14 protein-coding genes and 1 pseudogene are annotated in these 26868 nt (G+C 69.6%); 8 read left to right on the top strand and 7 right to left on the bottom strand.

The genetic code is table 11. From position 1 onward, the window contains the following. Positions 1-3: 3 nt before the first annotated feature. The 4 genes from ACGFX4_RS19190 to ACGFX4_RS19175 all read right to left on the bottom strand — a co-directional run bounded on the left by ACGFX4_RS19190 (position 4) and on the right by ACGFX4_RS19175 (position 10818). Positions 4-4911, bottom strand: coding sequence for a type II restriction endonuclease subunit M (locus ACGFX4_RS19190; protein WP_393075519.1), 4908 nt, complete (start codon positions 4909-4911; stop codon positions 4-6). Next, positions 4908-7841, bottom strand: coding sequence for a DEAD/DEAH box helicase (locus tag ACGFX4_RS19185; RefSeq protein ID WP_393075518.1), 2934 nt, complete (start codon positions 7839-7841; stop codon positions 4908-4910). Before ACGFX4_RS19185 ends, ACGFX4_RS19190 begins: the two co-directional genes overlap by 4 nt. Positions 7842-7988: 147 nt before the next feature. Then, on the bottom strand, positions 7989-9077 hold the full coding sequence (locus tag ACGFX4_RS19180; RefSeq protein ID WP_393075516.1) for a serine/threonine-protein kinase: 1089 nt from the start codon (positions 9075-9077) through the stop codon (positions 7989-7991). Between the two features lie 43 nt (positions 9078-9120). Further along, the gene (locus tag ACGFX4_RS19175; protein WP_393075512.1) at positions 9121-10818 is read right to left on the bottom strand and encodes an N-6 DNA methylase; all 1698 of its coding nucleotides are present in this window, start codon (positions 10816-10818) and stop codon (positions 9121-9123) included. 305 nt (positions 10819-11123) lie between these two features. Between ACGFX4_RS19175 and ACGFX4_RS19170 the strand changes: the two genes are divergently transcribed. The 4 genes and pseudogenes from ACGFX4_RS19170 to ACGFX4_RS19155 all read left to right on the top strand — a co-directional run. After that, the gene (locus tag ACGFX4_RS19170; RefSeq protein WP_393075510.1) at positions 11124-12842 is read left to right on the top strand and encodes a hypothetical protein; all 1719 of its coding nucleotides are present in this window, start codon (positions 11124-11126) and stop codon (positions 12840-12842) included. Positions 12843-13100: 258 nt separating this feature from the next. Beyond that, positions 13101-13646 (top strand): hypothetical protein, encoded by a 546-nt coding sequence (locus ACGFX4_RS19165; protein ID WP_393075508.1) that lies wholly within the window; start codon positions 13101-13103, stop codon positions 13644-13646. Beyond that, positions 13643-15721, top strand: a complete 2079-nt coding sequence (locus tag ACGFX4_RS19160) for an Hsp70 family protein (protein ID WP_393075506.1) — start codon at positions 13643-13645, stop codon at positions 15719-15721. Before ACGFX4_RS19165 ends, ACGFX4_RS19160 begins: the two co-directional genes overlap by 4 nt. Before the next feature lie 352 nt (positions 15722-16073). Continuing rightward, positions 16074-16241 (top strand): annotated as a pseudogene (locus ACGFX4_RS19155) (pirin family protein); the annotation flags it as partial. 126 nt (positions 16242-16367) lie between these two features. Here ACGFX4_RS19155 and ACGFX4_RS19150 read toward each other — a convergent pair. Further along, a complete protein-coding gene (locus tag ACGFX4_RS19150; RefSeq protein WP_393075504.1) occupies positions 16368-18182 on the bottom strand; it encodes an NB-ARC domain-containing protein in 1815 nt (604 codons plus the stop codon). A 236-nt stretch (positions 18183-18418) separates the two neighbouring features. On the opposite strand from ACGFX4_RS19150, the gene ACGFX4_RS19145 reads away from it, so the two are divergent. From ACGFX4_RS19145 to ACGFX4_RS19130, 4 genes are read left to right on the top strand one after another with little or no spacing between them, the layout of a single operon-like run. After that, positions 18419-18733: a trypco2 family protein gene (locus ACGFX4_RS19145; RefSeq protein ID WP_393075502.1), complete on the top strand. Its 315-nt coding sequence runs from the start codon at positions 18419-18421 to the stop codon at positions 18731-18733. Position 18734: 1 nt separating this feature from the next. Beyond that, on the top strand, positions 18735-20906 hold the full coding sequence (locus tag ACGFX4_RS19140; RefSeq protein WP_393075500.1) for a hypothetical protein: 2172 nt from the start codon (positions 18735-18737) through the stop codon (positions 20904-20906). Next, positions 20903-21886, top strand: coding sequence for an AAA family ATPase (locus tag ACGFX4_RS19135; protein ID WP_393075497.1), 984 nt, complete (start codon positions 20903-20905; stop codon positions 21884-21886). The genes ACGFX4_RS19140 and ACGFX4_RS19135 overlap by 4 nt, the downstream gene beginning before the upstream one ends. Before the next feature lie 3 nt (positions 21887-21889). Next, positions 21890-25291, top strand: coding sequence for an SAV_2336 N-terminal domain-related protein (locus ACGFX4_RS19130; RefSeq protein ID WP_393075494.1), 3402 nt, complete (start codon positions 21890-21892; stop codon positions 25289-25291). 24 nt (positions 25292-25315) lie between these two features. On the opposite strand, the gene ACGFX4_RS19125 is transcribed toward ACGFX4_RS19130, so the two are convergent. Both ACGFX4_RS19125 and ACGFX4_RS19120 read right to left on the bottom strand, forming a co-directional pair. Continuing rightward, positions 25316-26479 (bottom strand): caspase domain-containing protein, encoded by a 1164-nt coding sequence (locus ACGFX4_RS19125; protein ID WP_393075491.1) that lies wholly within the window; start codon positions 26477-26479, stop codon positions 25316-25318. Then, complete coding sequence (locus ACGFX4_RS19120; protein WP_393075694.1) at positions 26472-26858, bottom strand: hypothetical protein; 387 nt, start codon at positions 26856-26858, stop codon at positions 26472-26474. Before ACGFX4_RS19120 ends, ACGFX4_RS19125 begins: the two co-directional genes overlap by 8 nt. Positions 26859-26868: the final 10 nt, after the last annotated feature.

Genomic DNA, 26868 nt, shown 5'->3' with positions numbered 1-26868 from the left:
TCGTTACCTGCTTTCGGTGCGGGTGTCGTCGGCTGCGGTGGCAAGGCCGAGGAGGTCGCCGTGGTCGCCGTGCTCAGCGGCGTACGCGGCGTAGTCGCCGTACTCGCCGGCGAGGAGGCGTGCGGTGAAGTCCGAGTGGGCGCGGGTCATCTCGGCCTCGCGGTTGGGCTTCACCCAGCCCTCGGGGACGGCCGGGGTGGGGTCGCCGGCGCGGGCGGCCTTGGCCCACGCCTTGACGAAGGCAGTCTCCTCATCGGTCTGGCGGATGCCCACGTTGTGGGTGGCCGCGCCGATCTTGTGGCCGTCCGGGGCAAAGAACATCTCCCACTCGTACTTGCGGAGGACGGCGAACTGGGAGCGGTACATGGCGCACAGCTGCTCGGCGGTCAGGCCGAGCATGACGGCGACGAGGGCATCGATCTCAACGAGGGCCATGCGGCGGTCGTATTCGGTGCGGAGGGGGGTCGCCATGGACCAGGTCGGCTCGACGGCCTGGATCGCCGGGCGGGTGGACTCGGGGTCGGTCCATCGGTCGGCAAGCCAGGCGGGCTCGAACAGTTCCTCCCAAAGGGGGGCATAGTCGCGGGTGAGGCAGTTCAGGCGAAGAGTGCGGATGAGGAGTGGGGTCGTAAGGGGGTGTTCGAGCGGGGCAGGGAAGCTGCGTGCCAGCTCAATGTTCACCTTCGACGAACCGGACACCTTGACGAGGTAGTCAAGCGGCAGTGAAGCCCAAAACCCCGCGATAGCAGACGTGTTACGCCTGGAAACGTATGCCAGGGTTTGAACTGCATCAACATGGGTGGGGCCGGGTGGGAAAATCGCAGCCTGCAGGGAACGCTCCGTGTTTGATGTGACCATCCTTCGCCAAGCGACTCGGAAGAATTCGCCGGAAGGAACATCACCCCAGACTCGGCGAGCCCCTTCGAAATCGCCAGGCGAGCAGGCGCGCCCGTAATTTACGCGGGGAAGAATGCGCTCAGGAAGATGCTCCAAATTCCAGGTCGAATAGTCCTTGTTTGACTTACATTCAGGATTTGGCTGCTTCGCGAAAGGTGTCGCGATAGAGAAGTGTGGACCTTGCAGAACTACATCGCCCCACGAAACTGGGAGATGAGTTCGCCATTCAATAATGCCGCCATCCTTTGCTCCGGCCTCGTCCAACTCCCGAGAGTGCCAGGGTTCGCCGCCCATGCGCTCCGGAAAGGTGGAAAGGGTGCGGAGGGCGCGATTATCTGCCGTGGTCACTGGCCGCAGTGTGCGCGCTTGGGTCGCAGGGGTGCCAGGAGGGTCAACCAGCGCGCCCCAGTCGCCCAGAGTGCCCTCTGACACCCGAACAATCCGCTCGCGATGCGGCCGCAGATCCCAGCCGCCTTCCGGGAACTGGATTCCCGGCAACTCCCCATCTCCATCGTGGTCAAATGAACGGTCTACTACCGAGGGGTGTACCACGCGTGCGATCTGGACGAAGTCGATCGGCCGTGGCGAGCCGTAGACGCTTACGCCAAAGTTTTTGTTGTTGTCGACATCCTCAAAGATTAGGGTATTGTTTCCGAACTGAAAGTGCCGCCGCAGGCGAGCGTACGTCACTGCGCGGAACGGCCCACCTGTAGGAACTGTAAAGTGGTTCTCCTCGTGAATAAGGGCCGCCGAGCCATGCTCATTCAGGTTGCGCCACGCCCGCTCCATGAAGCTGATGTACAGGTTCGTCTGCATTCCGGCCAGTAGCGCGTGGTCAACCGAGGAGCCGAGATGCTCGCTGGTGCCGGTCCATGACGAAGCATCGAGAAGATATGACCCCAAAGCTGACGGGTCGGCCAATACCTCCGACTTTCGGCCCGCCTTAAGCGAAGCGGATGCCTTTTCGACAAGCCCGAACCAAGCATCGTGCTCGGCAACCGCGAGAGCGTCATCCCACTCGACCTTCAACCACGGCGGGTTTCCCACCTGTAGGTCGAAGCCACCCTGCACGAACACATGGGCGAACTCCAACTCCCAATGAAAGAAACCCTCGCGGAGACTGATCACACCCACTTCCCCCAGCCAGGGGAAGTTCACGGTCACCGCGAGAAGGTCTGCACACTGGCTCAGAAGTCGGTCGTTTTGGTCATCGAGGGCCAACTGTTTGAAGTCGCCAGTGTCCGCGAAGAGCCCGAACTTGTCATCGTGTCCGGCCGTACTGCCACGCCTGCCGCCGACCTTGGCCTTCGGGATCGGGATACCCAACACGCCCTCGCAGAAGAAAAGCCACTCGTCCATCGTCGGCGGCGCTGGCGTGTCCGGCTGACCAACAGGCCAGAACCAAAGGGCACACCAGGCATCCATGACCAACTTGAGCCGACCGAGCGGCGATCCCGGAGCCCGCAGTTCGCTCTCGACCTGCTCGCGCGTGACCGCATCCGAGGAATGTGTCGGCAGCGGCCGGTCTTCCGGCACCCGCCAGACCTCAATGTCCCGGCGGATCTCCCGCTCGGAGACGATGAGCCGCCGCTGAGTCAGCTCCCACAGCCGCTCAACGCGAGTGGCGAGCGCCAGCAACCGCTTGGCCTGGGTAGCCGTCGGCGTCTTGGTGACCGCCATCCGCCAGGCAGCCAGCGCGTCGCGTTCCTCCTTCGCCAGCTCCTTCGCCTGCTTGGCATCCGCCACCGCGCCCCACCCCTTCGCCGGCAGCAGGAAGTGGTGGATCTCCTTACCTGTCTGGAATTCGCTGTCCTCCGCTCCCTCCCGCAGCGGCCGATCCGTCGGCACCGTCGTCAGCCACGCCTTCTTCTTCAGCGCTGCCGCGTCGTACACCGCCCGCCGCGCCCCGATCAGCGAGTTGCCACGCCGCAGGTGCATGCCGAACCACGGTGCCTTCAACCCCTCGTGCATCGCGTTGAGCCACAGCGACACCTCGGCCAGCTCCACCGCCGTTTGGTTGAGGTCGACGCCGTAGCAGTTGTGCAGCGCCAGGTACGCCTTGACCTTCTGCAGCTCCACCTCGTACCGGTCGGGCGGCAGTTGCTCGTCGACCTCCGCCATCCGCCGCCGCAGGTACTCCGCCGCGAGCTGGTTGATGGCCTCGTTGAGGAACGCGCCCGAACCCAGAGCGGGCTCGCACACCGTCAGGTCGAGGATCTCCCGCGCCGTCGTCGTCCTACCGTTTTGGTCCAGCAGCTCCGCCAGCGCGTGCTTGACCGTGCTCCGGGTGAGCACTTCGGGCGTGTAGTACGACGCCGAGCGCTGCCGTTCCCGACCGGACAGCCGGAAGACAAACGAGCCCTTCTTGTGGAGCACCCGCTTAGGCACACCCGTCAGGTCGTCGGGGCGCTTGACGAAGACCTCTTCCTCGTAGCTGTCGGCGTCCTTGACGGGAACGACCCAGGTGCCGGCCAGCCCGTCCGAGTCCGGCTTGGCGACCTCGTAGAGGTCTTCGGCGGCGAAGAAGCCGGTGTAGGACATCAGCCCCTCGTACACCGCGCCGAGCTGGTTGATGCCGAGCTGCGCGTACGAGATGAAGCCCTTGCCGGTGGCGCCGCCAGCCCTGGCGCCGCTCTTCCTGCCCTGGGTGAGCATGAGAAGATTGAGCACTCGCCACAGCACGCGGTTCCGCAGCCGGGTGTCGATCTTCTCGCCGTCGATGTTGACCGTGCCGATCAGCGGCGTGGCGTCCGCCTTGAACAGGTCGCTGCGCAGCGCCTCGAAGCGGAGCCCGTCCATGTCGAAGACGGCATCACCGGCCGCGGGCTCGTCGCCCAGGGCGCGGTGACCCTGATCCACGAGCCGGAACAGCAGCGCCAGCGACTCGTGGAAGTGGAAGCCGTCCTGCGACTCCTCGGGGAGGTCGTACGAGACGAGCTCGCCGAGCCTCGCCAAACCGTACCCGTCCTGGTAGGCGTCGTCGTTGGACGGGAGGATGCCGAGGTCGGGCCGGGCCTCCGCGTATAGCAGGAAGAGGATCCGGTACAGGTACCGCAGCGACTCCCGCGTCAGCCGAGTGGCGAGTTCGCCACTGTCGCCCAACTCGGCGGGGTCACCCCCCTGTTCGGTGATCCGGGCGAGGATCTCCTCGGCGATGAGCTCGATCGAGCGGCGCAGGCCTTCACGTAGTTCCTTGGAGACGCCGACCGCGTGCTTTCGGCCCTTGTCGACGAGACCGTCGAGGTAGCCGGCCGCGCCGCCCTCGGTCAGCAGCGACTCGGCGCCGAACAAGGCGGAGACCGCCTCCAGTTCGCCGCCATCGGCCGCGAGGTTGCGGTCCAGGGCGGCGTCCACACTGACGGCGAGGAAGCGCCCCTCGTGCCAGGCCGTGCGGTCGGCGAGCAGCACCGCACCGCCGGCGAGCAGCAGCACGAACCGCGGGGCGTATGCGTCCTCGCAGCCGAACAGGAAGCTGACCGCGTCGACGGCGCTGGTGACCGACTGGTGGCCGTCGAGGGCGATCGGGCTGAGGAGTTCGGCGCCGCCGTCCTCGGGATCGGCCACCAGAAGTTCGGCGTCGGTGCCCCAGGTGACGTCGAGCGCGACCAGTTCCGTGCCGCCCGGCCCCCGTACTGCGAAGGCCACCGGCACCTCGCGGGCCTTGTCCGCCTGGATGACCTCGAAGACGGTGCGGTGCAGGCGGCTGTGGCTGTCGCCGTCCCGCGGCTCGGTCTCCTCCCGGCCGGTATACGCCAGCGCAGCGAGCAGCCGGTCGTTGAGCGCGCGGAGCTCGGTGCCGCCTTGGTCGTCCGACTCGGTGATCCGGACCTTGGCCTTGAAGTACTCCCGGCCGAGCCCGCGCACTCCGCTGCGCGAGGACGGCGCCTCGGCCCGCTCGGCCGCAGTCCAGCGCTTGCGCAGGTCGGCGAGGTCCTTGCTGAAGAGCTCGGCAAGGTAGTGGGCGGAGATGTACTCACCGCGGTTGACGATCGCCTCGAATGCCACGGAGTTCACGCGCCCTTCTGCTCGGTGCCAGCGGCCGGGACGAGGACCCCGACGACCCGGACCATGGATTCGCCCTGCGTCGCCAACTGCTCGATGAGCTGCGCGACCTCTATCGCCGTCTTCTGCACGCGCTGCTCCGCATGCTGCCGGCGCACGCCGATCGTCAACTGCTCGTACGTCGACTCGCTGGCCCGGCGCCAGGCCGCCAGCCGCTTCTCGTACTCCTCCAGTTGCTCGACCAGCGGTTCCTCCTGAACCCGCCGCAGCTCGGAAAGATGCTCGCGGGTCGTCGCGACCGCAGCCGGAACGAGCGCCTGCAGAGCCGCGAGGTCACCCGTGAACTGCCGGTTCAGCATTTTCGGCCTGACCCCGGCCCGTTCGAGCACGCCCACCAGGTCGTCGTCGAACCAGGGAGCGCCACTGTCCAGCCCGGTGACGCACGACCAGGCCAGGACGGTCGGGTGCCCCTTGGCGTTGGAGTACATGCCCTGCATGAGGAACACCGGCTCCGCCACCTGCGCCGGGATGACCGGCGCCGTGTTGCGGGCCAGCCGCACCAGCACCTTGTCGGTGAGCCACTCCACCACCGGATGCTGGTCGGTCAGGTAGCTGACGTCGGGCCAGCCGGAGGTCTCCGTCCGCTCCTGCTTGGTGATCGCTCCCTTGCCCCGGGTACCGCTGCGCTCGCGCGCTTGGTCCAACCGCTCCTGGCCGAAGTCCCGGTCGAAGGTGACCCGCAGCTGGTCGAGCACACCCCGCTCGTCGAGGTAGGACTTGGGCAGCACCAGTAGACGCCGCTGGAGTTCCCGATCGGGGGTGAAGACCAGCATCTCGGGGTGGTCCTCGTCCCAGCGCTTGCCGATCTTCTGCTCGGGGTTCTCGTAGACCTCGCTCAGCGCCTCCTCCACGAAGGCGCGGGTGGAGGCGAAGAGCTGCGGTACCCGGTAGTCCTCGTCGGCACCGGTCGGGAGGTGCCCGGCCATGAACAGCTCGAACGGGTCCAGCGGGACGTCCGGCACGATGGCGTCGAAGGACGCGCCGGAGGCCAGCCCCTCCATGATCGCGTTCTTCTCGGCCTCCTCGTCACGCAGACCGAGGATGGACGCGGCCTCGCCGAGGGTGCGGTGGACCTCGTCCTCCCTCTCCAGGAGCCGCTCGGAGACCTTGCGGTCGGCCGACGGGTCGGCCGGGTCCTCGTTCTGCATGAGCAGCAGCAGGGCGCGGATCTCCGGGGAGTGCTGCTGACCGTAGCGGTCGATGCGGCCGTTGCGCTGCTCGATGGTGATCAGCGACCACGGAAGGTCGTAGTGGATCATCTGGTGGCACTGGCGGTGGAGGTTGACGCCCTCGGCCGCGATGTCGCCGGTGAGCAGGACCCGCAGATCGCTGCCGGCCAGCGAGAAGTCCTTGACGACGCGCTGCTGCTCGTCGTCGGAGAGGCCTCCGTGCAGCTGGCGGACGGCTCCGGCCCGCTGCGCTCCCTCGGCGAAACCGAGTGCCGCCGGCAGGTGGTCCTGCAGCATCTCCAGGGTGGCGCGGCGTTCGGAGAAGATGACGACCCGGGTGTCCGAGTGCGGTCCGACCTCGATCTCCTTCAGCTTGTCGACCAGGCGCCGGAGCTTCGCCGCCTGCCCCTTCTCCACCTCGTCGGCCAGCGCGCCGAGCGTCGTCAGCGCCGCCCGCTCAGCAGCCCGTTCCGCCTGCTCAGCCGGGCTCCTGCCGTCGATCCGCGCGATCCGGTTGTGCACCGTCTCGGCGAGGGCCTCGTGGGAGGAGAGGAACGCCTTGAGCAGGGTGTAGGGGAAGAGCCGCGCGCCATTGCCGGTCACCGGCGCCCTGCGGCCGTCGGCTGGCCTGATCCACACGTCGTACAGCTCGTCGAAGATCCGCTGTTCGGCCGCGGAGGCCCTGCACTCGATCGACTCGGGCTTCTTCCGGGTGGCCCATTTGTGGCCGATCTCCGCAGAAACGTCCGGGGACATCTTGTGCCGACGGATGTACAGGTGCTCCAGCTGGGTCTCGTCGTACTCGCTGGTGTCCGGGATCGCTGTGGGGTCGAGCAGGCTCAGCAGTTCGCCGAAGGAGGCGCGGTCACCGTTGTGCGGGGTGGCGCTGGCCAGGATCAGCGCGTCCGTCTTGGGCGCGAGCAGTTGGGCAAGGCGGTTGTTCTTCGTCCCGGTGTTGATCAGCTTGTGGGATTCGTCGATGACCACGGCGTCCCAGTTCACCTGCATCAGGTGGCTGCGCCAGCGGTCGGAGCGCAGCGTGTCGATCGAGATGATCGCGCGCTTGTAGTACGAGAACGGGTTGCGGCCAGCCGGGATCTGCTGACGGATGCGCTCGATGCCGCTGGAGTCCAGCCGGACCAGCGGAATCGCGAAACGCGTCCACAGCTCGTGCTGGAACTGCTCCAGGATGTGCTTCGGCGTGACCACCAGGATCCGCTCGCCGCGGCCACGCCGGATGAGCTCGGACAGCAGAAGCCCCACTTCGAGGGTCTTGCCCAGACCGACCGCGTCCGCGATCAGGAGCCGCGGGCGCAGCCCCTGCAGGGCGGCCCGGGCGGGCTCGCGCTGGTAGGCGAGGTCGTCGACCAGGTGCGTGCCGACCGTGGCAAGGCGCTGCTCGGAGAGCGGGAGCGGGGTCTTGCGGATCAGCGCGTCGATGAACAGGCGGGACCGACGACACTCCGGGGAATCGTCGGGAACGAGCTCGGTGTCCTCCGGGCGGAGCGGGGTGACCTCGTCGAGCCCGGGATGGGCGAAGAACACCGCGCGCTGGTCCCGGACCAGCGGGGAGGTACCGCGCACGTCCAGGCGGGTACCGTCCTTGGCGGTCTCGGTGACCTCGACGACGAGCCAGTCCTCGTCGCGGGCGCGGACCTGCATGCCCGCTGCGAACTTCGCCGTTCCTGGCGCACCCTCTGCGGTGGTGGTCACCGGGTGTCTCCTCGATCGTGTGCTGTGCTGATGTCGTCTGCCTGCCGGCTATCGCGGCTTACGTGGTTACCGGGGCTTCCTGGGCTGCCGTGGTTTCGGCGGTCTCGGTGGCTGCCGTGGGCTTGTGATGCGTGCCTATCGTGGTTCTCATCCTCCGTAGTCGGCGCGGCGATCGCTGATGCGGTCGCGCCACCGTTCGGCCCAGGCGCCTGCGTGAGCACGGTCTGACTGCTCCTGCTGGGGCAGGCCGAACGAATGCACCGCAGGTCTCGAGGCCGGCGCCGTCGGTACGGGAGCCGGCGGGGCGGCCTCGTGCTCGCGGAGGCCGGCCAGAAATGCGGCGGGCAGTGGCGGATACGCCTGGCTCCCGATCGGGAGTCCCTGATCCACCAGCCGTTCCATCGCCTCCTCAAGCACACTCTGTGCCGTGGGCCGGTCCTCTGCCTCGAAGGCCAGCGTGTGCGCGACGAGGTCGTGCAGCTCTGCCGGCAGGCCCTCGAGATCTGGTTCCACATCAAGCGTGCGCTGGGCCACCGACTGCGCATGGAACGGGACATGACCGGTGACGGCATGGACCAGCGTCGCACCGAGGCTGTACACGTCCGCGGCCTCGCTCGCCCTGCGGGAGTCCGCGGCCTGTTCCGGCGCCATGTAGGCAAGCGTGCCGAGCGCTGCATCGACCGTGGTCAGCCCGGTGAGACCGCTCACGTGCGAGATGCCGAAGTCGATGACCCTGACGCCGTCGGACGCCACCAGCACGTTGGCGGGCTTGAGGTCCCGGTGGAGCAGCCGGACGGAGTGAATGTGCATCAGAGCGTCCGCGAGCCCGGCCGCGAGCCACCAGGCCCCGACCGCGCTCACCGCTCCGTGCTGTTCGATCAGGGCGAGCAGGGAGGGCGCATGGACGTACTCGGTCGCGATCCACGGCTGCGCAGCCTCCGGGTCTGCGTCGACGAGGGCCGCCGTGTGGAAGCCGCCCACCCGCCGGATGGCTTCGAGCTCCTGCGCGAAGCGCCGCCGGAAGTACGGGTCGTCGGCGAGCGCGGGCTTGATGACCTTGACGGCCACCGGGCGTGCCGATCGATAGCCGAGATAGACCACACCCATGGCGCCCCGGCCCAGCCTGCCGACCAGCCGAAATCCGGCGATCTGCTGCGGGTCCGTTGCACCGAGCGGCTGCAGCACCTGTACCCCTGTCCCCGGCCGACGGGTCGAAGCCCCCGTGCCGGTGGTCATGATCCGTCCCCGATCGATCTTGGGAGACTACCAACGGTGCGTGTCACTTTCCGCTGGTCTCCTGGTCTCGTTCCGTGATCGTTGCCGAATCGCGGCGGGCGGGCAGCAGGGCGCCGTTGGTCAGGCCGTCGAAGGCGAGACCAGCTGCGCGGGCTCCGAGATCGGCAGCCTCGCGGAGCAGTTGCTCGAAAGCTGCGAGGCGGCGGAAGGAGTCGGCGTAGTCCCGCTGGCGCTCGATGTCCATCTGTGGCAACTGCGCACTGCGGACGTCGGATCGGAAGGTGCCGGTGGCACTCGTGCTGCGTCGGGTGTTGGCAGCGCTTCGAAGAAAGCCTCGAAGATAATCACTGTCGAGTTGGGGCGTGCTGGAGAGAGCGGAGGCGCCGTCGAGTTCGACCAGACCCCCTCGGATCAGAGCGCCCACACCGATTGTGGCGGTCTCGAAACGTCCGGGCCCGGCAGGAAGCTCCGGCAGCAGGAGGGACATTTCCTGGACGAGCGCGAGCAGCCGGGCACGCTTTTCGGTGTACTCGGCCAGGACGTCGACGCCGACGGCTGCGATGTACCGGCCGGGGCTCAGGTCCACCTCCTCGTCGAGGAGATCCACCACCGGAACGTCCAGGGTGTGCTCGCCAGCAGGCCGGCCCACGCGATCGGGATCCTCCCCGGAGAGGTCGATCATACGAACGCATTGGACTCCGCTCTCGTCCTCCGCGGGCCGACGCAGGATCCAGAGATGGAGCGGCAGTGCGTGGGCCGCGGCGAGACCGGCCGGCAGGGCGACGACGGAGATGAGACTGCCCCGGCGGAGCAGTTCGGCACGAATGCGGCGGCCTGCCTTGCGGTAGGCGACGGAAGCGGGCATCACGATCAACGCCCGCCCGCCGGGTGCCGTGTGCGCGTAACAGTGCTGGAGCCAGGCGAGCTCGCCCTCCGAGCGCGGCGGCACGCCCAACTCCCAACGCGAGTCGAGCAGAAGGTCGTCCCTTCCCCAGTCCGACACGGCCACTGGTGGCTCGCAGACGACCAGATCGGCGCGGAGGTCGGGGAAGCGGTCCTCTCGCAGCGAGTCACCGACGGCCGCCTCGACCTCCTTGCCGCTCACGAGCTGTGCCCGCAGAGCTGCCAGTTCCACGGAGCCGGCGTCAAGGTCCTGGCCGATGCCGATGGCGGAATCCCCGACCGCGCCGACTGCGAGAAGAAGGCTCCCCTTGCCGCAGGCCGGGTCGAAAATCGTCCCGCCGACCGGTGCCGCGAATTCGGCAACGATCCGGGCAAGCCGCGGTGTCGACATCGCCTCACCGCTGCTTCGGGCAGTGGAGGCGATATGGCGGTCAACGAGGTTCGAAAAGAACTCACCGGGAGAGCGCTCCGCGGCCATTTCATCAACAGCGGCCAGGAGCGCGTCGTCCAGTGGTTCGGACGACGAATCCGACCCCTGATCCGCCAAATAACGCCCGACGGCACCCAGCGCGGACGCCGTGTCGTCGCCGAAGCGCATGCGGAGGAGATGCCAGAGACCGACCTCCCCGGAGCTCTCTTGGCCTTTGCCCTGCTCGTCCAACCACTGCTGGACCTCCGCCAGGGAGAACAGCGGACTAGTGGCCGTACCGGCGGCAGGTGCGGGGAAGTCTGTATGCCGCCGACGCCAGTTGGACACGGCAGCCCTGGTCACACCTGCCAGACGCGCGATGTCGGCGGCCGTTACAACTGCGGGGGCGGCATCGTCCGGAGACGTCATGACTCATACTGTACACGCCGTTCACAGTCGCAATCAAGTATCGTGTTGATACTGCTAACGCGACCCCGTAAGGGTCCCGTCGGGTGCCCCGCGAGGCACCCCCGGCCAACCGGCTCGGGCCTTGGCGCAGTTCCTTCACCTCGGGTGACCAAGATCCACCTGCATGTCGAGTTCATGATGCTCCGCGGACGAGCAATATGTCGGACCATCGTGTCTGGATATGTCCGAGAGCAGCTGTCGGCGCCCTAGCATCCGATACGCAGAACACCTCGCGCCGCTCACGTCGGATTCAGTAACCTGCCCGCGTGGAAATCGCCGCTGACCCAGTCCTTGCCGAACAGCATGCCAATGCCGCAGAGGTTCGGCGCCTCGCCGCACAGGAGGAACGGCGGCGCCAGAAAGCCGGTAACCGTGCAAGCGGGTTCGCACTACGCCGATGGCGCCTGGCAGGCATCAACGGCCAGGGCGCCGTCGATGCCATCACCACCGTTCTCCAGGCCGTCCTCAAATCATCCGACGCGGCCGCACCGCACCTGATCCTCCACCGCGCGGCGGCCGTGAAGGCGCTCGGTGGCGAACCTGACGACGCCTTGGTGCCGGCACTTCCCCAGTTGCTGCGCACCTGCGTCCCCGAAGACGTCCTCCGGCACCTTCGCGCTCTGCGCGAGGCCGGGATCGAGTGGCTGACGCCCGAGGCGGCAATCCGTCTCGGCATCCTCTGCTCGACCGCTCCGGACCGTAGGCTGGCCCACACTCCGCATCCGGGCGGAGCAGGTCCCGCCTACGAGCTCTTCGTGTCCCTCGTGACCCGGCGGACCAGCCGCGGTCTTCGCGGGCACATTCCCAGCCTGATTCCGACGCTCTCGCCCACTGCCTTGGACACGCTGATCGACAGTGGTGCAGTCACACACTCCGACCACCCCTGGGACCTGCGGCCCTCGGACGAGGCCGCTTATCTGCGGGCCAGGACAGCACCGGAACTCCTCACGGCGGCCGAAGCCGAGGAACTGGGCTGGCTTGCCTACGAACGCCGTGAAGCCTTCCGCTCCGGCTGGGTGCTACCCGTCGACGAATCCACGGCCGACGACGCCCCGGACCTCTACGACTATCTCGAACAGCTCACGGTCGGTGAGACCCATCACCTCAATGACCTCGACCAACTGCTGCCGGATGCCCAGCGGGTGGCACTCCGTGATCTCAGGTCCTACTGCACTCTGGGCAGTTGGCCACCCCACTTGCTGGCCGATCGTGGCCTGTGGCTGCTCATGGAAACCCTCTGGCGCCCCGGCGGAGTCATCCACGGCCGCCTCAGTGAGTTCCATGCGTGGGCGGGCCTGCGCAGGGCCAGGGCATTGATCAGCATCGGTGACCTCGAAGCAGCCCAGGCTCAGGTGACCCGCTTGCTCCAGGTTGGTGCTGCGCCCCCTCAGTACCGCGCCGAGGTGGAAAATCTGAATGCCTACCTGGCGTTCTGCGACGACCGGTTGCAGGAGGCCGAACGCATCCTCACCAGGGCCCTGGAACTGTATGCGTCGGAGGGCAGTCTCCTGTCGGAACAGGCCGAAGCCGGCCGGCACCGGTTGGAGTCGAACCTGATGGTGGTCGAGCGCCGCCGGGCCACCAAGAAGAACGACCGCGTCCCGGCTGCCAATCCCTTCCTGGAGCTCGGTGTCCCGCACGGCATGCTCAGCTGGGAGGATCTCTACCGCGAGCTCACGGCCGAGGCGGTCGAGCAGCGCGACACCGAGGAACGGGCCCGGCTCAACGACATCCGAACCCGGATCGAGTCGGTGTTGCGGAATGGTGAGACCGAAGCTGGCGTCTTCTTCGTCCCTCATGACGAAGCCCCCTACCAGGACCCCGACGAGCGATCGGATCTCCTCGTACCGCCATTGGCCCCGTTGGGACGGCGTACTGCGGAGCTCACCACGGAGGAGACGGAGGGCATCAGGGCGGACGCGGCGGTCGAGCTTCTCGATGGGTTTCTGACGTCTCCGCCCCGCGTCCATCGTCAGCGAACCTGACAGGATGTTCGTTCCAAGCACCGTCCCTCCGAGCCTTGTCGAGTTCTCGGGATCGTCCCCCGCACCTGCTCCCCATCAAGGACCGCACCCATGTACATCCCTCGCCGGCACAAGCCCGGAAAGCAGAACCAGAGGGTTCCGAAAGACCTTCGCCCGCACCGGCCTTGTCCGCACTGCGGACAGGTGCGAGCAGATCCCCAACCTCCTTCGACCAAAGCGACCGGGAGGCGTCGGCGGAAGACTGTCACCAACCCCTTGATGTCGACGGCCGTACCCGGCGGACAGCCGACCTCGGGGGCCGGTCCGGAGTCGGCCTGGCGCAAGGAGACCGAGCCGCTGGAGGCTGGCACGCTCGTGCGCCGCCTGGCCGAAGCAATTCCGGCAGCGTTGGCGTCCCAGGATGCGGAGCAGCAGGCCGCGGGCGCCTCCGCCGCTGTTGCCTCCGCCGTCCGCTCGGCCGTTCTGGCGGAATTCCGTACCCGGGCACAGTTCGCCGGTCGTATCTGCGAGATCGACGCCCGTATATGGGGGCAGGAAGGCATCCCGGACGTCATGCGGAGCACCGCCGACGAGCACCTCTCCCAGCTCGGTCTGCGCCGCGTCACCGACCCGGTGGACGGCGCTGAACTCTTCGTCATCACGGAGGGCAAGGGCGATGTGCTGGAGGTCATCCGTCCGGCCTATCTCGACGAGGTCACGGGGCAGACCGTCCTCGGCGGCCAGCTGCGCCGCCGACCGGCAGCCCCCGCCGGGCACAACAACGCGCCGGGAAATGACGAGTCAGCGCGAGGTGAAGAGCAGTGACGACGACCGGCATCGACTTCGGCACCACCAACTCGGTGGTGGCCCAGTGGAACGGCGAGTACGTCGAGCCATTGGAGCTCGGCGCCTACGGGCTGGACGCGGACTGGCGGCGGCCCGGCTTCGAGTTGCTCTTCCCCTCAGTGGTCGGCACCAGCTCACTTCGTGAAGGCACGCTCTTCGGCTGGGAGGCCAAACTCCGCTCGGAGGAGGCCGTGGAGGCGTGCAAGCGGCTGCTGCGTGCCGAGGAGTTCGTCACGGTCGCCGGTCGGCGGTTCGCCGCCACCACGGTGGCAGCGGGAGTGTTCCGCAAGATGGCCGAGCTTGCCGAGCGGGAGGCCGCGACCACCATCGACAGTGCCGTGGTCACCGTGCCCGCCAACGCAACGGGTGCTGCCCGGTTCAGAACCCGGGAGGCTGCCAAGTTCGCCGGAATCAAGGTGAAGGCGCTCCTCAACGAGCCCACCGCGGCAGCAATCTCCTACGTGCACGGCCTACCTGAAGGGGCCGCGGACGGCCAGTTCCTCGTCTTCGACTGGGGCGGAGGCACCATGGACGCCACTGTCCTCGTCCACGACAGCAGGCTCCGCTTCCTCGACGAGAAGGCCTCCCGCGGCGTCAACCGGCTTGGCGGCATCGAGCTCGACGAGCGACTGAAGCGGATGGTCCTGGAACGAGCGCCGCGGCAGCGCCGCTGGTCACCGTCGCAGCAGCGGCAGTTCGCGCTGGACATCGAACGATCGAAGATCCTGCTTTCCAAGCAGCCCTCGGTCCTCGTGCCCACCCCGGACGGCGAGATGGTGGAGATCCATCAGGGCGACTTCGAGAATGAGATCGATGATTTGATCACGCGGGCTCTGGATCCGGTGGAGGAGTGCCTCGCGGATCTCCGAATGGAGCCCGACGAGATCACTGCCGTACTCATGATCGGTGGCAGCAGTCAGATCCCCGCCGTACGCGAGGCGGTGGCCGATGCTCTCGACTGCGATCTGGTGGACTCTGCCAAGTGCGACCCCCTCACCGCAGTGGCCCGCGGTGCCGCCATCGCGGCCGCCACCTTGGACGGAGAGCTCAAGGGCGTTGTCCAGGTGGTGAACAGCCACGCGCTGGGTACACGGGTGAAGGACTCCAACGGCCGGGAGAAGTTCAGCACGGTGATTCCCCGGCGCAACCCACTGCCCCGCGAGCTGGAGAGGTCCTACAGCCCGCACAGTGCGCGTGACACCAGCTTGAAGATCGAGGTCTGGGAAGGAGATCCTGACCTGCCGCTCACGGACCAGGACAACGTCAAGCTGGACACGCTGACGCTGACCTACCCTCCGGGCAGCGGCAGCCAGGGCCGCGACTTCCGTCTCCGCTATACCTACGACGCCGATGGCTTGCTGCAGGTGAAAGCATGGGTGGAGGGCATCGACCGACCGGTGCTCGACCAGACCGTGGACAGCTTCGGCGGCACCGGCGTGCCGTCGGAAGTGGCCCGCGAACTCGATGCCCTGACGACGGTCAAGTCCCGAGGGCCCGCCGAGCCCCCCAAGCCCACACACCAGCCGCTGGTCCCCAAGCCGACACCCCCGACGCGCCGACAGTCCGTCTCCGGTGCTGCTTCGCCAACCACGCCACGGGAGGAGAATCCTCCACTGGTGGTGGACGGTTCGAATATGGCCTGGGTATCCGCGCCGAGCCGTCAGGCAGGCGGACGCCCCAGCATGGCCCGTCTGCAGCAAGGCATCCTCGAACTGAGGCGTCAGTACCCGGGAAGGTCCGTTCACGTGGTGGTCGATGCCACGCTCCGCCATGACGTGGCACCCGAGGAACGGGAGGCCGTCGACCAGGCAATCAACGCCGGTAGCGTGGTCCAGCCTCCGGCGGGCACGGAGGGCCGCGGCGATGCCCTGGTCCTGGACATTGCAGCGCAGGTGAATGGCATCGTCGTGTCGAACGACAACTTCGCACCGTTCCAGCACAACCATCCCTGGCTCCGCACCCAGGGCAGGGTGCTCGGCGCGACCGTGTCGCAAGGGGTCTGGGTCTTCAGCGCACGGACACCTCCTCAGCCCAGGCAGCAGCATCGCGTGTAACGCGCCGAGGCGGGGCTGCCGTTGCGCTCGGCAGCCCCGCCCGATCGCGTCCCGCTGAGTGGCGCAGCAGATCTTGGTGTAACCCCTGATCCGCCTTCGCCTTCTCCTGGGTGGCGAAGCCCGATTCCTCGGCCTGCCGCCCGGCGGCGTTGCGGTAGCGGATCTTGCACTCGTGCGGGCAGCGCGGCCACCGGCTCTCGGGGTGCTCACAGTCCTTGAAGAAGCTGCCCATGCCGCGGACGAGGTTGATGGTGGCGATGGTTGTCGATCCCCCGGGTACCTTGCTGAGCTTTTGCTGACCCCGGATGGTCGGCCATACCCCTGAGCTGGGAAGAAGCGCCAACCACGTGATATGTGGTGGAACTTCATCGGCCGCACCCACGAGGACATCGCCCGCGCCCGCGACGACTGGCAGCAGCAGAGCGACCGCTACGGCCAGGTCCACGGCTACCCGGGCGACCGCCTCCCCGCTCCTGAACTCCCCAACCTCGCGCTCAAGCCCCGAGGCAACCGCCACTGACCTGCGCGGGGCTCGGCGTCGCACTGGCTGCTCGCCGACTGGGCACACCGTCTCCGACTCCGTGCGGCCGAGCTCGGCGGTCCGTGCCGCGCCAGCGTCGGGCCCTGGCTTCCCGGCGCTGGGGCATCACGGGAAGAGCCCGTACAGGTTCCTGGTGGGGGGTGTATCAGCGGGACCGTGCGAGCGGGGGCCCCGGTGGGCCGCGAGCAGGATCGGGTGGCCGAGGAGCAGGTTGCCGGCAAAGTCGGCGAGGGCGGCGGTGTTGGCGCGCAGAACCGCGGTCAGCTCGGGCGCCCGGACTCCGGGGTCGGGCCAGAGTTCGAGAAGTGCGTCGGCAGTCGCCCGGACGATCGCGGGAAGGTCCGCGGCCGCGGTGCTCTCCCGGGCGGCACGCGCGGTCAGGACGTGCAGTCGCACCTCACGGTCGGTGTCGCGGGTCGCGTGGGTGAGCAGGGCGTGGCGGTGGAGCAGGCGCAGCGCGTCCCGCGCATCCTGGGAGGTGACCGGGTCCGGGCGGTGAACGCGGGGCCGCGACGGGGTGCGGTGGGCAGTGAGGTAGTCGGTCACGGCGCTGGTGGCCCACAGTGCCTGGGGATGGCCCGCGGGGTCGAGGTGGGCGGCGAGGCGAAGGGCAGGCACCGCCAGGCCCACGGGTCCGTACCGGTCGGCGGCGTCCAGGGTGAGCAGCAGGGAAGCGGTGATTCTCCGGCCGTAACCCTCGGTGTCGGCGCTTCGCGGGAGCAGGCGATCCAGACGTCCTGCGCGGCCCGTGAGGTGACGGAGGTAGTCGCGACAGGCAATGTCCTCGTTGATCATGAAGGCGGCAGCCCGGGAGAGGGCCAGGGGCAGTCCGCCGAGGGCACCGACCAGATCAGCCGCCTGCGTGTCGAGAAGATGGGTGGCTTCGGCGGAGGACATTCGCTCGTGCAGGTAGGCGAACGCTTCGGCGGGAGTGTAGGTGCCGACATCGATGACTGTTCGGCCAGCGCCCGAGAGGCGCGCATCGCGAAGTCGGGTCGTGGCCAGCACGCGTCCTCGGGGTCCGGACCCCGCCCGGGTGGGCGGCCACCACGGCATTGCGGCTCCGAGATCGGTCAGGTCGTCAAGGACGACCAACCAGGTCGAGTCCGTCACCGCGAGCCAGTTCAGGAACGCGCGCGCGTCGTGCTCCGGGTCCTCCCCGGTCGCGTCGGGCACCCAGACCTGCCGTGCAGCTCGAGCGAACGTCGTGACGATCTGTGAGGTCTCGGTGGCGTCCGCCCACACCACCACGTCCACGTCCCGCCCGCGAGCCTGGTGGGCAAGGGCAGCCGCGAGTTGGGACTTGCCCACTCCTCCGGGGCCGGACAGCACCTGGGTGCCGGTGGCGTGCTGCCCGCCGGACCGGTCGATCTCGTGGCGAATGCTCTCACGGGGCTGGAAGGCCGAGGCCAGCAGCGGTACCACGCCGACCAGCAGCGGACGACTGGGCGCAGTGGAGGTCGATACGTGGATGTGATGGGCGGCGACCGTTCCGTTCGACGTGACGATCGTGGTGGTGACGGGGTCAGAAGCCGGTTCCTCCTCGCTCGGGGACCGCGACCCGGCCGGGTCCCGATCGTCGGTGGGATGCGAGGCCAGGTCCACCAGCTCCTGCAGGGCGGCGATCAGCGCACTCCGATCGGCGCCGACGGTCTCCTCCAGCAGTTCCAGGAAGCGGAGCGCCCATGCCGCCGCTGCCCGTTCCTGCGCCGCTCCGGCGCGGCCCGGTCCGGCATCGAACAGGTCACCGGCCGTGCGGTCGAGCTGTGTCAGTGCTGCCGCACGGTCGCCGGGACGCCTCCCCGGTCGTCCGAACTGCCGGGCAACGCGGTCGCGGAAGACGTCCCAGACCCCCGTACCGGCAGCCTGCGACACAGCCCTCCCGGCCGCTGTCGCCAACGTGATCAACTCGACACCCACGCGTCCCCCCAGCCCGCCACGGCGGCCCCGCACACCGCTGGCGCCGTGTCACCGAAGCGTAGTGTCGCGGCGTTCCGCGTGTGGCGGATCCTGCGTCTGTCCCGCGGGCCGGCCGACCACGGGGCCTCGGGCTGCCAGGGCCTCCGGTCACCGCTTGACGACACCCTTCCTACGCGCTGTAACGTGGCGCGACGTCAGGTGCCGCCACGGAGCGGCCTGCAGTACTGGGGGCGGGAATGGCGGACATCGGGCTGGCTGCGGCGCTCGAGGAGTTGCGACAGGAGCTGTACGAGGCTCAGGACCAGGGCGCCCGGCAGCAGTTCGGTTTCATCGTCAACGAGGCCCAGCTGGAACTCCTGCTGGAGCTGCGGGACAGCGGCAAGGCCGACGGCAAGATGACCTTCGGTGTCGCTGCCGTGGGGGCGGCCGGCGAGCACACCACGGTCCGGACCCACAAGCTGACGCTCAAGCTCGCGATCCGCGACCGTGCCGCCGGCAATTCCGACCCGGAGATCAGCGACAACGAGGTCAGGAACTGGGACGAGGAGTGAGATGGATCCGCGCAGACTGGCGCTGATCCGCTCCGGATCGACCGGGAAGCAACGGAGCACCGGGTCCGGCTACCTGATCGCCCCGCGGCTGGTACTGACCGCGAGTCACATCCTGATGGACGACGAGAGCCGGTCGCGCTGGCCGGAGATCCGCGTACGGCTGGGCCACCCGAACAGCGGCACGACACTGGACGCCGAGGTGGAGAAGGTCTGGGACCACCCGACCCTGGACATGGCCCTGCTGTTGCTCGGCGCGGACACGGGCATCGAGGGACCCGTCCGCTGGGGTCGGCCCGTGGGGCGGGCGCCGCTTCGGTACGAAGGGCTCGGCTTCCCGCTGGCCGGCGTCGTCGGTGAGCGCGAGGTGGAGCACCTGCGCGGTGAACTCCCGCCGTTGTCGTCCGGCTCTGCGCACCGCTACGTGCTGGACCAGGACCCGGTGCCCGACGCCAGGCCCGACGGGAGGACGCCCTGGGCGGGAGCCTCCGGGGCCGCGGTCTTCTGCGACGACCACCTGGTCGGCGTGGTGATCCGGGCGGGCCAAGGGTTCGGCCCCGGGCGGCTCCGGGCGGCGCCGGCCCACGCTCTCACGGCGGACAGCTGCTTCGCGCAGGTCCTCGCCGAGCACGGCGCCGGGCTGCCGTGTCCGGTCGACATCGGGGCCGCGCTGCCCGCGGAGCGTCCGGCGTCCGAGTACAGCGACTGGGAGCGCGAGATCGAGGCCGCCCTGTGGAGATGGCTTCCCGCACCGGACGCCCTTGCCGCCCAGTACCGTTCGCTGGCTTCCACGTTGGGCTACAAGATACCCGGCAACGCGCAGCCGTCGATCGGACACCTGACCGCCATGGTCGCCGCGCATCCGCGTGGACTCGCCTCGCTCAGCGGCACCCTGGTAGGGGCCGTCGGCGAGGCCCACCGCGCAGGGGTCGCCCGCCTGCTGGTCCGCGCCCGGGCCCTGCTGGGATCCCCGCTGCTGTCGGTCGACGAGTACGACCGCCTGCTGGACCTGCTGGGTCGGATCCTGAAGGAGCGCCCCACGCTGCTCCCGCACGCGTCGCGAGAAGCCCTGCGCTATGCCGTCCTCCCGGAGGCGCTGACCCGGCCGGGGTTCTCAGTCGACGACCTGGACTCCGCCGTCGGGGGGTTGGAGGCGATGCCCGACGGTGAACAGGTCCCGGCGGGCAGCCCGTCGGTGCCGGCCCTGGTGAAGGTGGTCGAGTACGTCGCGGCCGCCGTGGACGCGGCCGCCGGAGACCAACTGCGTTCCTGGTCCGACACGGTGGCGCACCGGACCGGAATCCACCGGACCGCGATCGGCGAGCGACGTGCCGACGCCCACCGATGGGCGTCCAGGCCGCTGTCGCCGGTGAGCCGCGTGGTCATGGAGCTGACCGGCGTCCCGGGGGCCGCCGACGAGCGTTACACCTGCCGGATCCTGCTGGTGAGAACGGACGGAACGCACGCCTTCCTGCACGAGCCGGAGACGGTGCCTCGGACCCCCGAGGAGATCGCCCGCTGCCTTCAGGACGCGGTGGAGTCCATGGTCGTCGAACCCAGCTGGGGGCGTGACGGGAATGACGTGCCGTGGGTGACCGTCCTCGTCGACCGCCAGGGGCTCCACTTGGCCGTCGACGAGTGGAACCCGGGCGCGCCCAACGAGCTCCTCCCGGGCCAGCCCATCGGTGCGGACTACCACGTCACGCTGAGCTGCCCGGAGATCAGCGAGATCGTGCCCAAGCGAGAGGCCGACCAGCAGCGCCGTTGGGCCGCAGGTTCGTCGGCGACGTTGACCGCCGACCGTACCACCGCGTCCGCGGTGCAGCTTCGCCACCGGCTGCAGACGGACCACCGGGACACCGCCCGGGTGGTCCTGCACGGACCACCGGATCAGCGGGCGACCCTTCTGACGTGCTGTCTTGCGCTGGGGGTGCCGGTCATCCTGTGGGACCGTCAAGCCGTCAACTTCGAGGACGCCGACAGGCTGGGCCCGCTCGAACCGGTCGGCCCGCTGCCCGACCTCGTGGAACGGCTCCGGGTCTTCCGGAGCGCGACCTTCGCCCAGGCCGGAGCCAGACCGGCGCGCCCGTCCCTCGTGTGGGAGGACGGCAGCAGCCATCCCGTGCCCGAGCCGCTGCACCTGATGGACCCCGGAAGGAAGAACACGCCATCATGACCACGACTGAGCTCGGCGCCGCCGGCGAGTCCGATCGACCCGAGGACGCCTGGAGGCTGTTCCGGGGCGACGGGACGACCAGGGCGACGGCCTTCCCCCCGGCCCCGCCGTGGCGGCGGTTCGGAACCACGGAGCCGGCCGGTCATGCTCCCCGGCCCTACCTCATCGGCCCCGACGAGGCGGACATCGTCAACGCGGCCCTGCACCTGCGGCGACCTCTGCTGGTGACCGGGCATCCCGGCACCGGCAAGTCCTCGTTGGCGTACGCCGTCGCGCACGAGCTGGCACTCGGCCGCGTCCTCCACTGGCCCGTCAACAGCCGCTCCACCCTGCAGGACGCCCTCTACCGGTACGACGCCGTCGGCCGCCTGCGCGAGGCCAACCTCCGCCGCGACAGCCAGGGCCGGGAACCCGATGTCGGCCAGTACCTCCGACTCGGGCCGCTGGGCAACGCCCTGGTGCCGCGGGACCGCCCTCGGGTCCTGCTGATCGACGAGTTGGACAAGGGAGACGTCGACCTTCCCAACGACCTGCTCACGGTGTTCGAGGAGGGCGAGTTCGCCATTCCGGAACTCGTCCGCCTGGCCGACGGGGACCACCCCGTCGAGGTCCAGACCGACGACATCGACCGTCCGGTCGCGGTCAGCCGCGGACGGATCCGCTGTGAGGCCTTCCCTGTGGTGGTGATCACCAGCAACGGGGAACGCGACTTCCCGCCGGCATTCCTGCGGCGCTGTGTCCGACTGGACCTGCCCGAGCCGGACGAGGACCGTCTGCGCGACATCGTCGCCGCCCACCTCGGCCGGGACGGGTTGGGCGACATCGACGACCTGGTCGGCCACTTCCTCGGCCGCCGGGCGCCCGGCGAACTCGCCACGGACCAACTGCTCAACGCCGTCTTCCTTCGGCAGAGCGGCGTCAACCTCGACGCTGGACGGCTGCTGGAAGCTGTACTCCACCAACTGGGCGGAGCGGTCTGAGAGATGCTCGGACGGCTGCGGGAGGTACTGGCGAACGCCGGGGTCGAGCTCTCCGAAGAGGAGCTCCTCGACGCGCTGTGGCTCGCCGGAACACTACCTTGCGGCACCGGCCCGGTGGCCCGGGCCGCCGTCGGCGCTGAGCCCGGACCGTCCCCTGAAGCCCCCGATCCGACCGCCTCCGCGCGCCCCGACAATTCGGACACAGAACAGCAGCTATCCCAGGAAACCGCGGCCGACCCGACCGAGCGGCCCCTGCACGTGCGTGCGGAACAGCCGGCAGGGCACGCGGCGGAGGCCAGGGCGCACGGCGCCCGCGTGCCGGACACACGTGTGATGGAGGCCAGCGACCTCCGCTCTGGCAGGTCGCTGCGCCCTTTGCGGCAACGCTTCCCGGACCTCCGCCGTCCCGAACTCGACGTCGCCCGGACGGTGGCCGCCATGGCCGAGACCGGGCTGCCCGTCACGGTCACCCGGCCGCAGCGGACCCGTTGGCTCTCGCTGGCCCTGGTCGTCGACGACGGTGTCTCGATGGTGCTGTGGCAGCGACTCGCCTCCGAGATCCGCAAGCTGATGGAGCGGGCGGGTGCGTTCCGTGACGTCAGGGTCTACGGGCTCGACACCCGAACCGCCGGGGCGCCCTCGGTGAGCGCCAGGCCCTACCTCGAGGGCGGGCCCCGCCGACCGCCCGTGAGCCTGAGCGACCCCACGGGCGAGACCCTGGTCCTGGTGGTCAGCGACGGTGTGGGTGAGGCATGGCGTGACGGCCGCATGCGCCAGGCGGTGGACCAGTGGGCCCGCTGCGGCCCGACCGCCGTCGTGCACACGCTGCCCACCCGGCTCTGGCGCGGGTCGGGCATCGCTGCCCGAACGTGGCACGTCAGGTCGCATCGCCGTGGCGGTCCGACCGCCGACTGGCGGGTCTCCGACCCCGTGCTCCCCTCGGGACTGGCCGACTTCGCATCCGTCCCGGTGCCGGTGCTCGAACCGACTCCCTCCGCCGTCGCCGCCTGGGCACGGCTCCTCGCCGCGCCGGGCGCCGGGGCGCTGCTCCCGCTCTGGAGCGACGGGCGGGCGCCGAGTCCGCCCGCGCCGGCCGAGCAGGAGGCGGACACCGTCCTGCGGTTCCGGGCGGCCGCGACGCCGGAGGCCTACCGGCTAGCCGCGCACCTCGCGGCCGTCGCGCCGGTGACCCCACCGGTGATGCGGCTGGTCGGCGGCGCGCTGGGCAAGCAGATCGACAGCGGGCACCTGGCGGAAGTGTTCCTGGGCGGACTGATGCACCAGATCGGCCCGCCCCCCGCGGATCTGCCGCCGCACCAGCGGCAGTTCGACTTCGCGCCAGAGATCCGGAGCGGCCTGCTCGGGGCGCTCGCGCCGCACGAACTGCTACGGACGACGCGGGAGGTCGCGGAACGCCTGGAAGCGGCGGTCGGCCGGTCCCCCGACTTTCCCGCGTGGGTCGGCCACCCCGGCGGCTCCGCTCTGATCACGGACGGCGAGCCGTCCTTCGGCTGGATGACCGACCGCCTGCTGGGACGCCTCGGGGTGCCTCCCGCCGGTCCCACGTCGGACGACCGGTCGGCTGCCGCCGAAGCCGACTCGTCGGCCGCCACGGCCGGGGCCACGTCCTCGGCCGCGGCCCCGGCCGTCGAACCGATCGCGTTGTCCCCTGACTGGACGCCGATCGACCCGCCGGCACGCCTCGGCGGGTTCACCCTGATCGCACAGAACCGTCGTGGCTGGAACGCGCTGTCGCTCTACCTGGCCTGGGGGCCGAACGGCGAACTGGCCACCGTGCGCACCACGGAGCGCCTGTACGAGGCCGACCCCGACATGGCCCGGGCGATCATCCACACCGAGGCGGAATGCCTGCGGCGCATGCAGGGGGAATCGGCCCCCGCCCTGCTCGACTGGCAGGCGGCTCCCGGGTCGGGTGCCCCCTGGCTGGCGGCCGCCTGCGCCCGGAGTGGTACTGCTGCGGACGCGGCACCCGCCGCGAACCTGCAGGACCTGTACGAGGGAGACGGTGCCCAGGTCCCGGCCGAGCGGTTCCTGCAGATCGGCCGCGGCCTGGCTGCGGCGGTCAGCCGGGCGCACCGGCTGGGCCTGGTGCACGGCGCCATGACACCGCGGTCGGTCCTGGCGACCGACGACGGCGTCCAGCTGATCGGATGGATCACGGCCTCGATCGACGGCAGGCACAGCCGCTACCGGGCAGGATTCCAGCGCAACCGTCTCTACGTGGCGGAGTCGTCCCCCGCGCGGGCCCTGCGGCGCGAAGGCGACCCGACAGTGGCACCGGAGCTGGTCGGGGTGCCGGGGCCGACCGTCGAGGGCGACATGTACTCCGTCGGGGCGGTGCTGATCGCCCTCGCCACCGGTCGGTGGCACGAGGTTCGCCCCGACACCGCGACGATGGCGGCAGCCGCCAGCGCAGGGCCCGACCCCGACGTCACCGCGCTGCTGTGGAGGTGCCTCAGCCCCGAACCCGCGGGCCGGCCGACCGCCGACGAGCTTCTCGAAGCCTTCGACCTCATTTCGCCGGCCCCGCCGGAGTCGATCCACCTCCGATCGGAGGACCTCGCAGTCGTCCGACGGGAGGTGGATCGACTCCGAACACTGGCGAGCCAGGACCCCAACCGCTTCAGCGTGCCGCTTGCCCGAGCACTTGTCGCGCTGGCCGATCGGTCGGCCGAGACGGGCCTGGCGGAGGCGGCCTGCGAAGCAGGCAACGAAGCTGTCCAGGTGCTCCGTGGACTCGCCGAGGGCGACCCGCCGGCCTTCCTCCCCGAACTAGGCAGGTCGCTGAACAACGTGGCTGTGCGTCTTCGCGAAGCGGGCCGACCGGTAGAGGCCCTGGCGGCCGCCGTCGAGGCGGTCGCCCTCCTGCGGGCTGCGCAGTGGGAGGATCCTGCCTTGCGTGCCACCGATGTCGCACTCGCGCTGACAAACCTCTCCAACCTGCTCGCCGAAGCAGGCCGACCGGCAGAGGCCCTCGAACCGGCCGGCCAAGCCGTGGAGATTTACCAGTCGAAGTCGGTCCCGGTCCTGCAGCGGAGCCGACCGGAGCGGGCCAGGGCCTTGAACAACCTCGCGAATCGGCTGGGTGACGTGGGGCGGACGGCAGAGGCCCTCGACGCCGCCACCGACGCCGTGAAGCTGTACCGGGAGGCAGCACGCCGCCAGCCCGACACTGCCGTGCACGAGCTCGCCACCGCGCTGGACAACCTCGCCGTACGCCTCGGGGCCCTCGGCCGGTACGACGACGCCCGGTCGGCGCACGCGGAGGGGCTGTCGATCTGGCACACGCTGACCGGGACACCGCACCATCGGCACGCGGACTCACTTCGCTCGTCCGAGCTGATCGGGGTGTGGCTCGAGGAGGCGGCCGCGGCCGACGAGTGACTCCGGGCCAACACCCGGGGCTGCCTAGCCGACGAGGTGGCCGCCGCAGGCCGTGCACTGGGTTCCGTCGACGTCCAGGCACTGGTACCGCAGGCAGCCGAGGCAGATGCGGATGTTCTCCATCCGCCACCTCTCACCGTGGCAGCGGCAGCGCACCCGGGTGCGGAGCAGGGCGTCCCAGCCGTGGCTGCCGCCGATGGACGCGTGGCAGGCGTCCACGTACGCGCGGGTGAGGTCGTCGCCTCCCCGGGCGTGGTGCCGGGTGTCGTGCCACCAGAGGTAGAGGGCGAAGAACGCGGTTCCGGACACCAGCCAGTCTCGGCCCCGTCCGCGGCTTGCCCAGGCCGCCACGACAGCGTCCACGCGCTCCTCGAACGGGGTGTCCGCGTCGAGGAGCGGCGTGTTCCCGCTGATCGTCGGCTCGGTGCGGGCGGGTGCGGGGGCCGCGTTGCGGGCGAGGACGACCGCGCCCGCGGTGTCGGTGCCGCGCTGGTTCGGGAGGGGCAGGCCCTTCTCCTGCAGTCTGGCCCGCAGGACGGGATAGATGTCGTTGAGGGTCAGCCAGGCGGGTTTGCCGGGGATGCCGGTGCGCAGCAGGTCGCAGAGTTCCCCGGTGAAGGAGGTGGGGCGGCTGCCCTGTTCCTCCGGCGGCGGGACGTGCGCGGTGCGATTGCGGGTGGTCGCGGTCAAGGTGTAGACGCCCTGGACGTCCGCGAGGTGGGCCAGTGCCTGGCCGCCGGTGGTGAGGAACTCGATGGCCCGGCCCGCGAAGCAGCAGTCCAGGATGGTGATCCTGGTCTTGGCGGGGCTCAGCCTCAGCGCCTCGGCGACGTGGGTCCACGCCAGGCCGGTGATCATCGGGCGGTCCGGGCGCGTCCTGGGCATCACCAGGCACAGGTCGCCGGCCGGTGAGAGCATCCCGTGGCCGACGTAGTAGAGGAGCAGGGTGCCGGTGGTCGCCTCGGCCACGTCGGCGACCCGCAGGGCGAGGTCGGCGGGCGAGGAGACCCGGTCGACCACGGTGACCTGGTGCTCGCCCCAGCCGCAGAGCGCACCGTCGAGCAGGAGGTCCCTCATCGCCCGCACACTGGTACGTGCCGCCGGGACCTGCGGGAACTCCGGGTGCTCGTACTCCGGGACGCCGATCAGCAGCGCGTGCGACCCCGGCGGCGGACCCGCCTCAGGCATTGCGGCCGGCGTTGTCCCCGACGGCGTCGTGGCGGCCAGTGGCGTCGTCCCGGTCGGCCCGCAGGACCTGCTCCAGCAGTGCCGTGGCGTCGCGGACCGTGTCGATCTCGAAGGTGACCGACCGGTCGCCGACCTCGACGGTGACCTTGGCCGAGGTACGACGGGCGCTCAGCCAGGTGGTCAGCGCCGAGCTCAGCACCGAGCCCGCCCCTCCCGCGCCCAGAGCCACGGTGATCAGGTCCACGGCCGAGCCGAGCTCGGTCTCACCGATCGGCCGCCGGCCGAGCCTGACCAGTCCGCGCAGCTCGTCCTCGCCGAGCAGCCACTCATACAGCGAGGACAGGTCCTCGCCGTGTCCGTCGGCGACGAAGATCTGCACGTCCAATGTC

This window comes from Kitasatospora sp. NPDC048365 (assembly GCF_043200835.1).
Taxonomy (GTDB): domain Bacteria; phylum Actinomycetota; class Actinomycetes; order Streptomycetales; family Streptomycetaceae; genus Kitasatospora; species Kitasatospora terrestris.
Note: the sequence above shows the minus strand (reverse complement) of the source record. Positions and strands in the feature narration are given on the sequence as shown.

What these genes read in the sequence shown, in the direction of transcription:
- ACGFX4_RS19145 (WP_393075502.1), top strand. Translation starts at nt 18,419, where the DNA reads ATGGCGGACATCGGGCTGGCTGCGGCGCTCGAGGAGTTGCGACAGGAG.
- ACGFX4_RS19125 (WP_393075491.1), bottom strand. Translation starts at nt 26,479, where the DNA reads ATGCCTGAGGCGGGTCCGCCGCCGGGGTCGCACGCGCTGCTGATCGGC.
- ACGFX4_RS19140 (WP_393075500.1), top strand. Translation starts at nt 18,735, where the DNA reads ATGGATCCGCGCAGACTGGCGCTGATCCGCTCCGGATCGACCGGGAAG.
- ACGFX4_RS19165 (WP_393075508.1), top strand. Translation starts at nt 13,101, where the DNA reads ATGTCGACGGCCGTACCCGGCGGACAGCCGACCTCGGGGGCCGGTCCG.
- ACGFX4_RS19135 (WP_393075497.1), top strand. Translation starts at nt 20,903, where the DNA reads ATGACCACGACTGAGCTCGGCGCCGCCGGCGAGTCCGATCGACCCGAG.
- ACGFX4_RS19130 (WP_393075494.1), top strand. Translation starts at nt 21,890, where the DNA reads ATGCTCGGACGGCTGCGGGAGGTACTGGCGAACGCCGGGGTCGAGCTC.
- ACGFX4_RS19175 (WP_393075512.1), bottom strand. Translation starts at nt 10,818, where the DNA reads ATGACGTCTCCGGACGATGCCGCCCCCGCAGTTGTAACGGCCGCCGAC.
- ACGFX4_RS19180 (WP_393075516.1), bottom strand. Translation starts at nt 9,077, where the DNA reads ATGACCACCGGCACGGGGGCTTCGACCCGTCGGCCGGGGACAGGGGTA.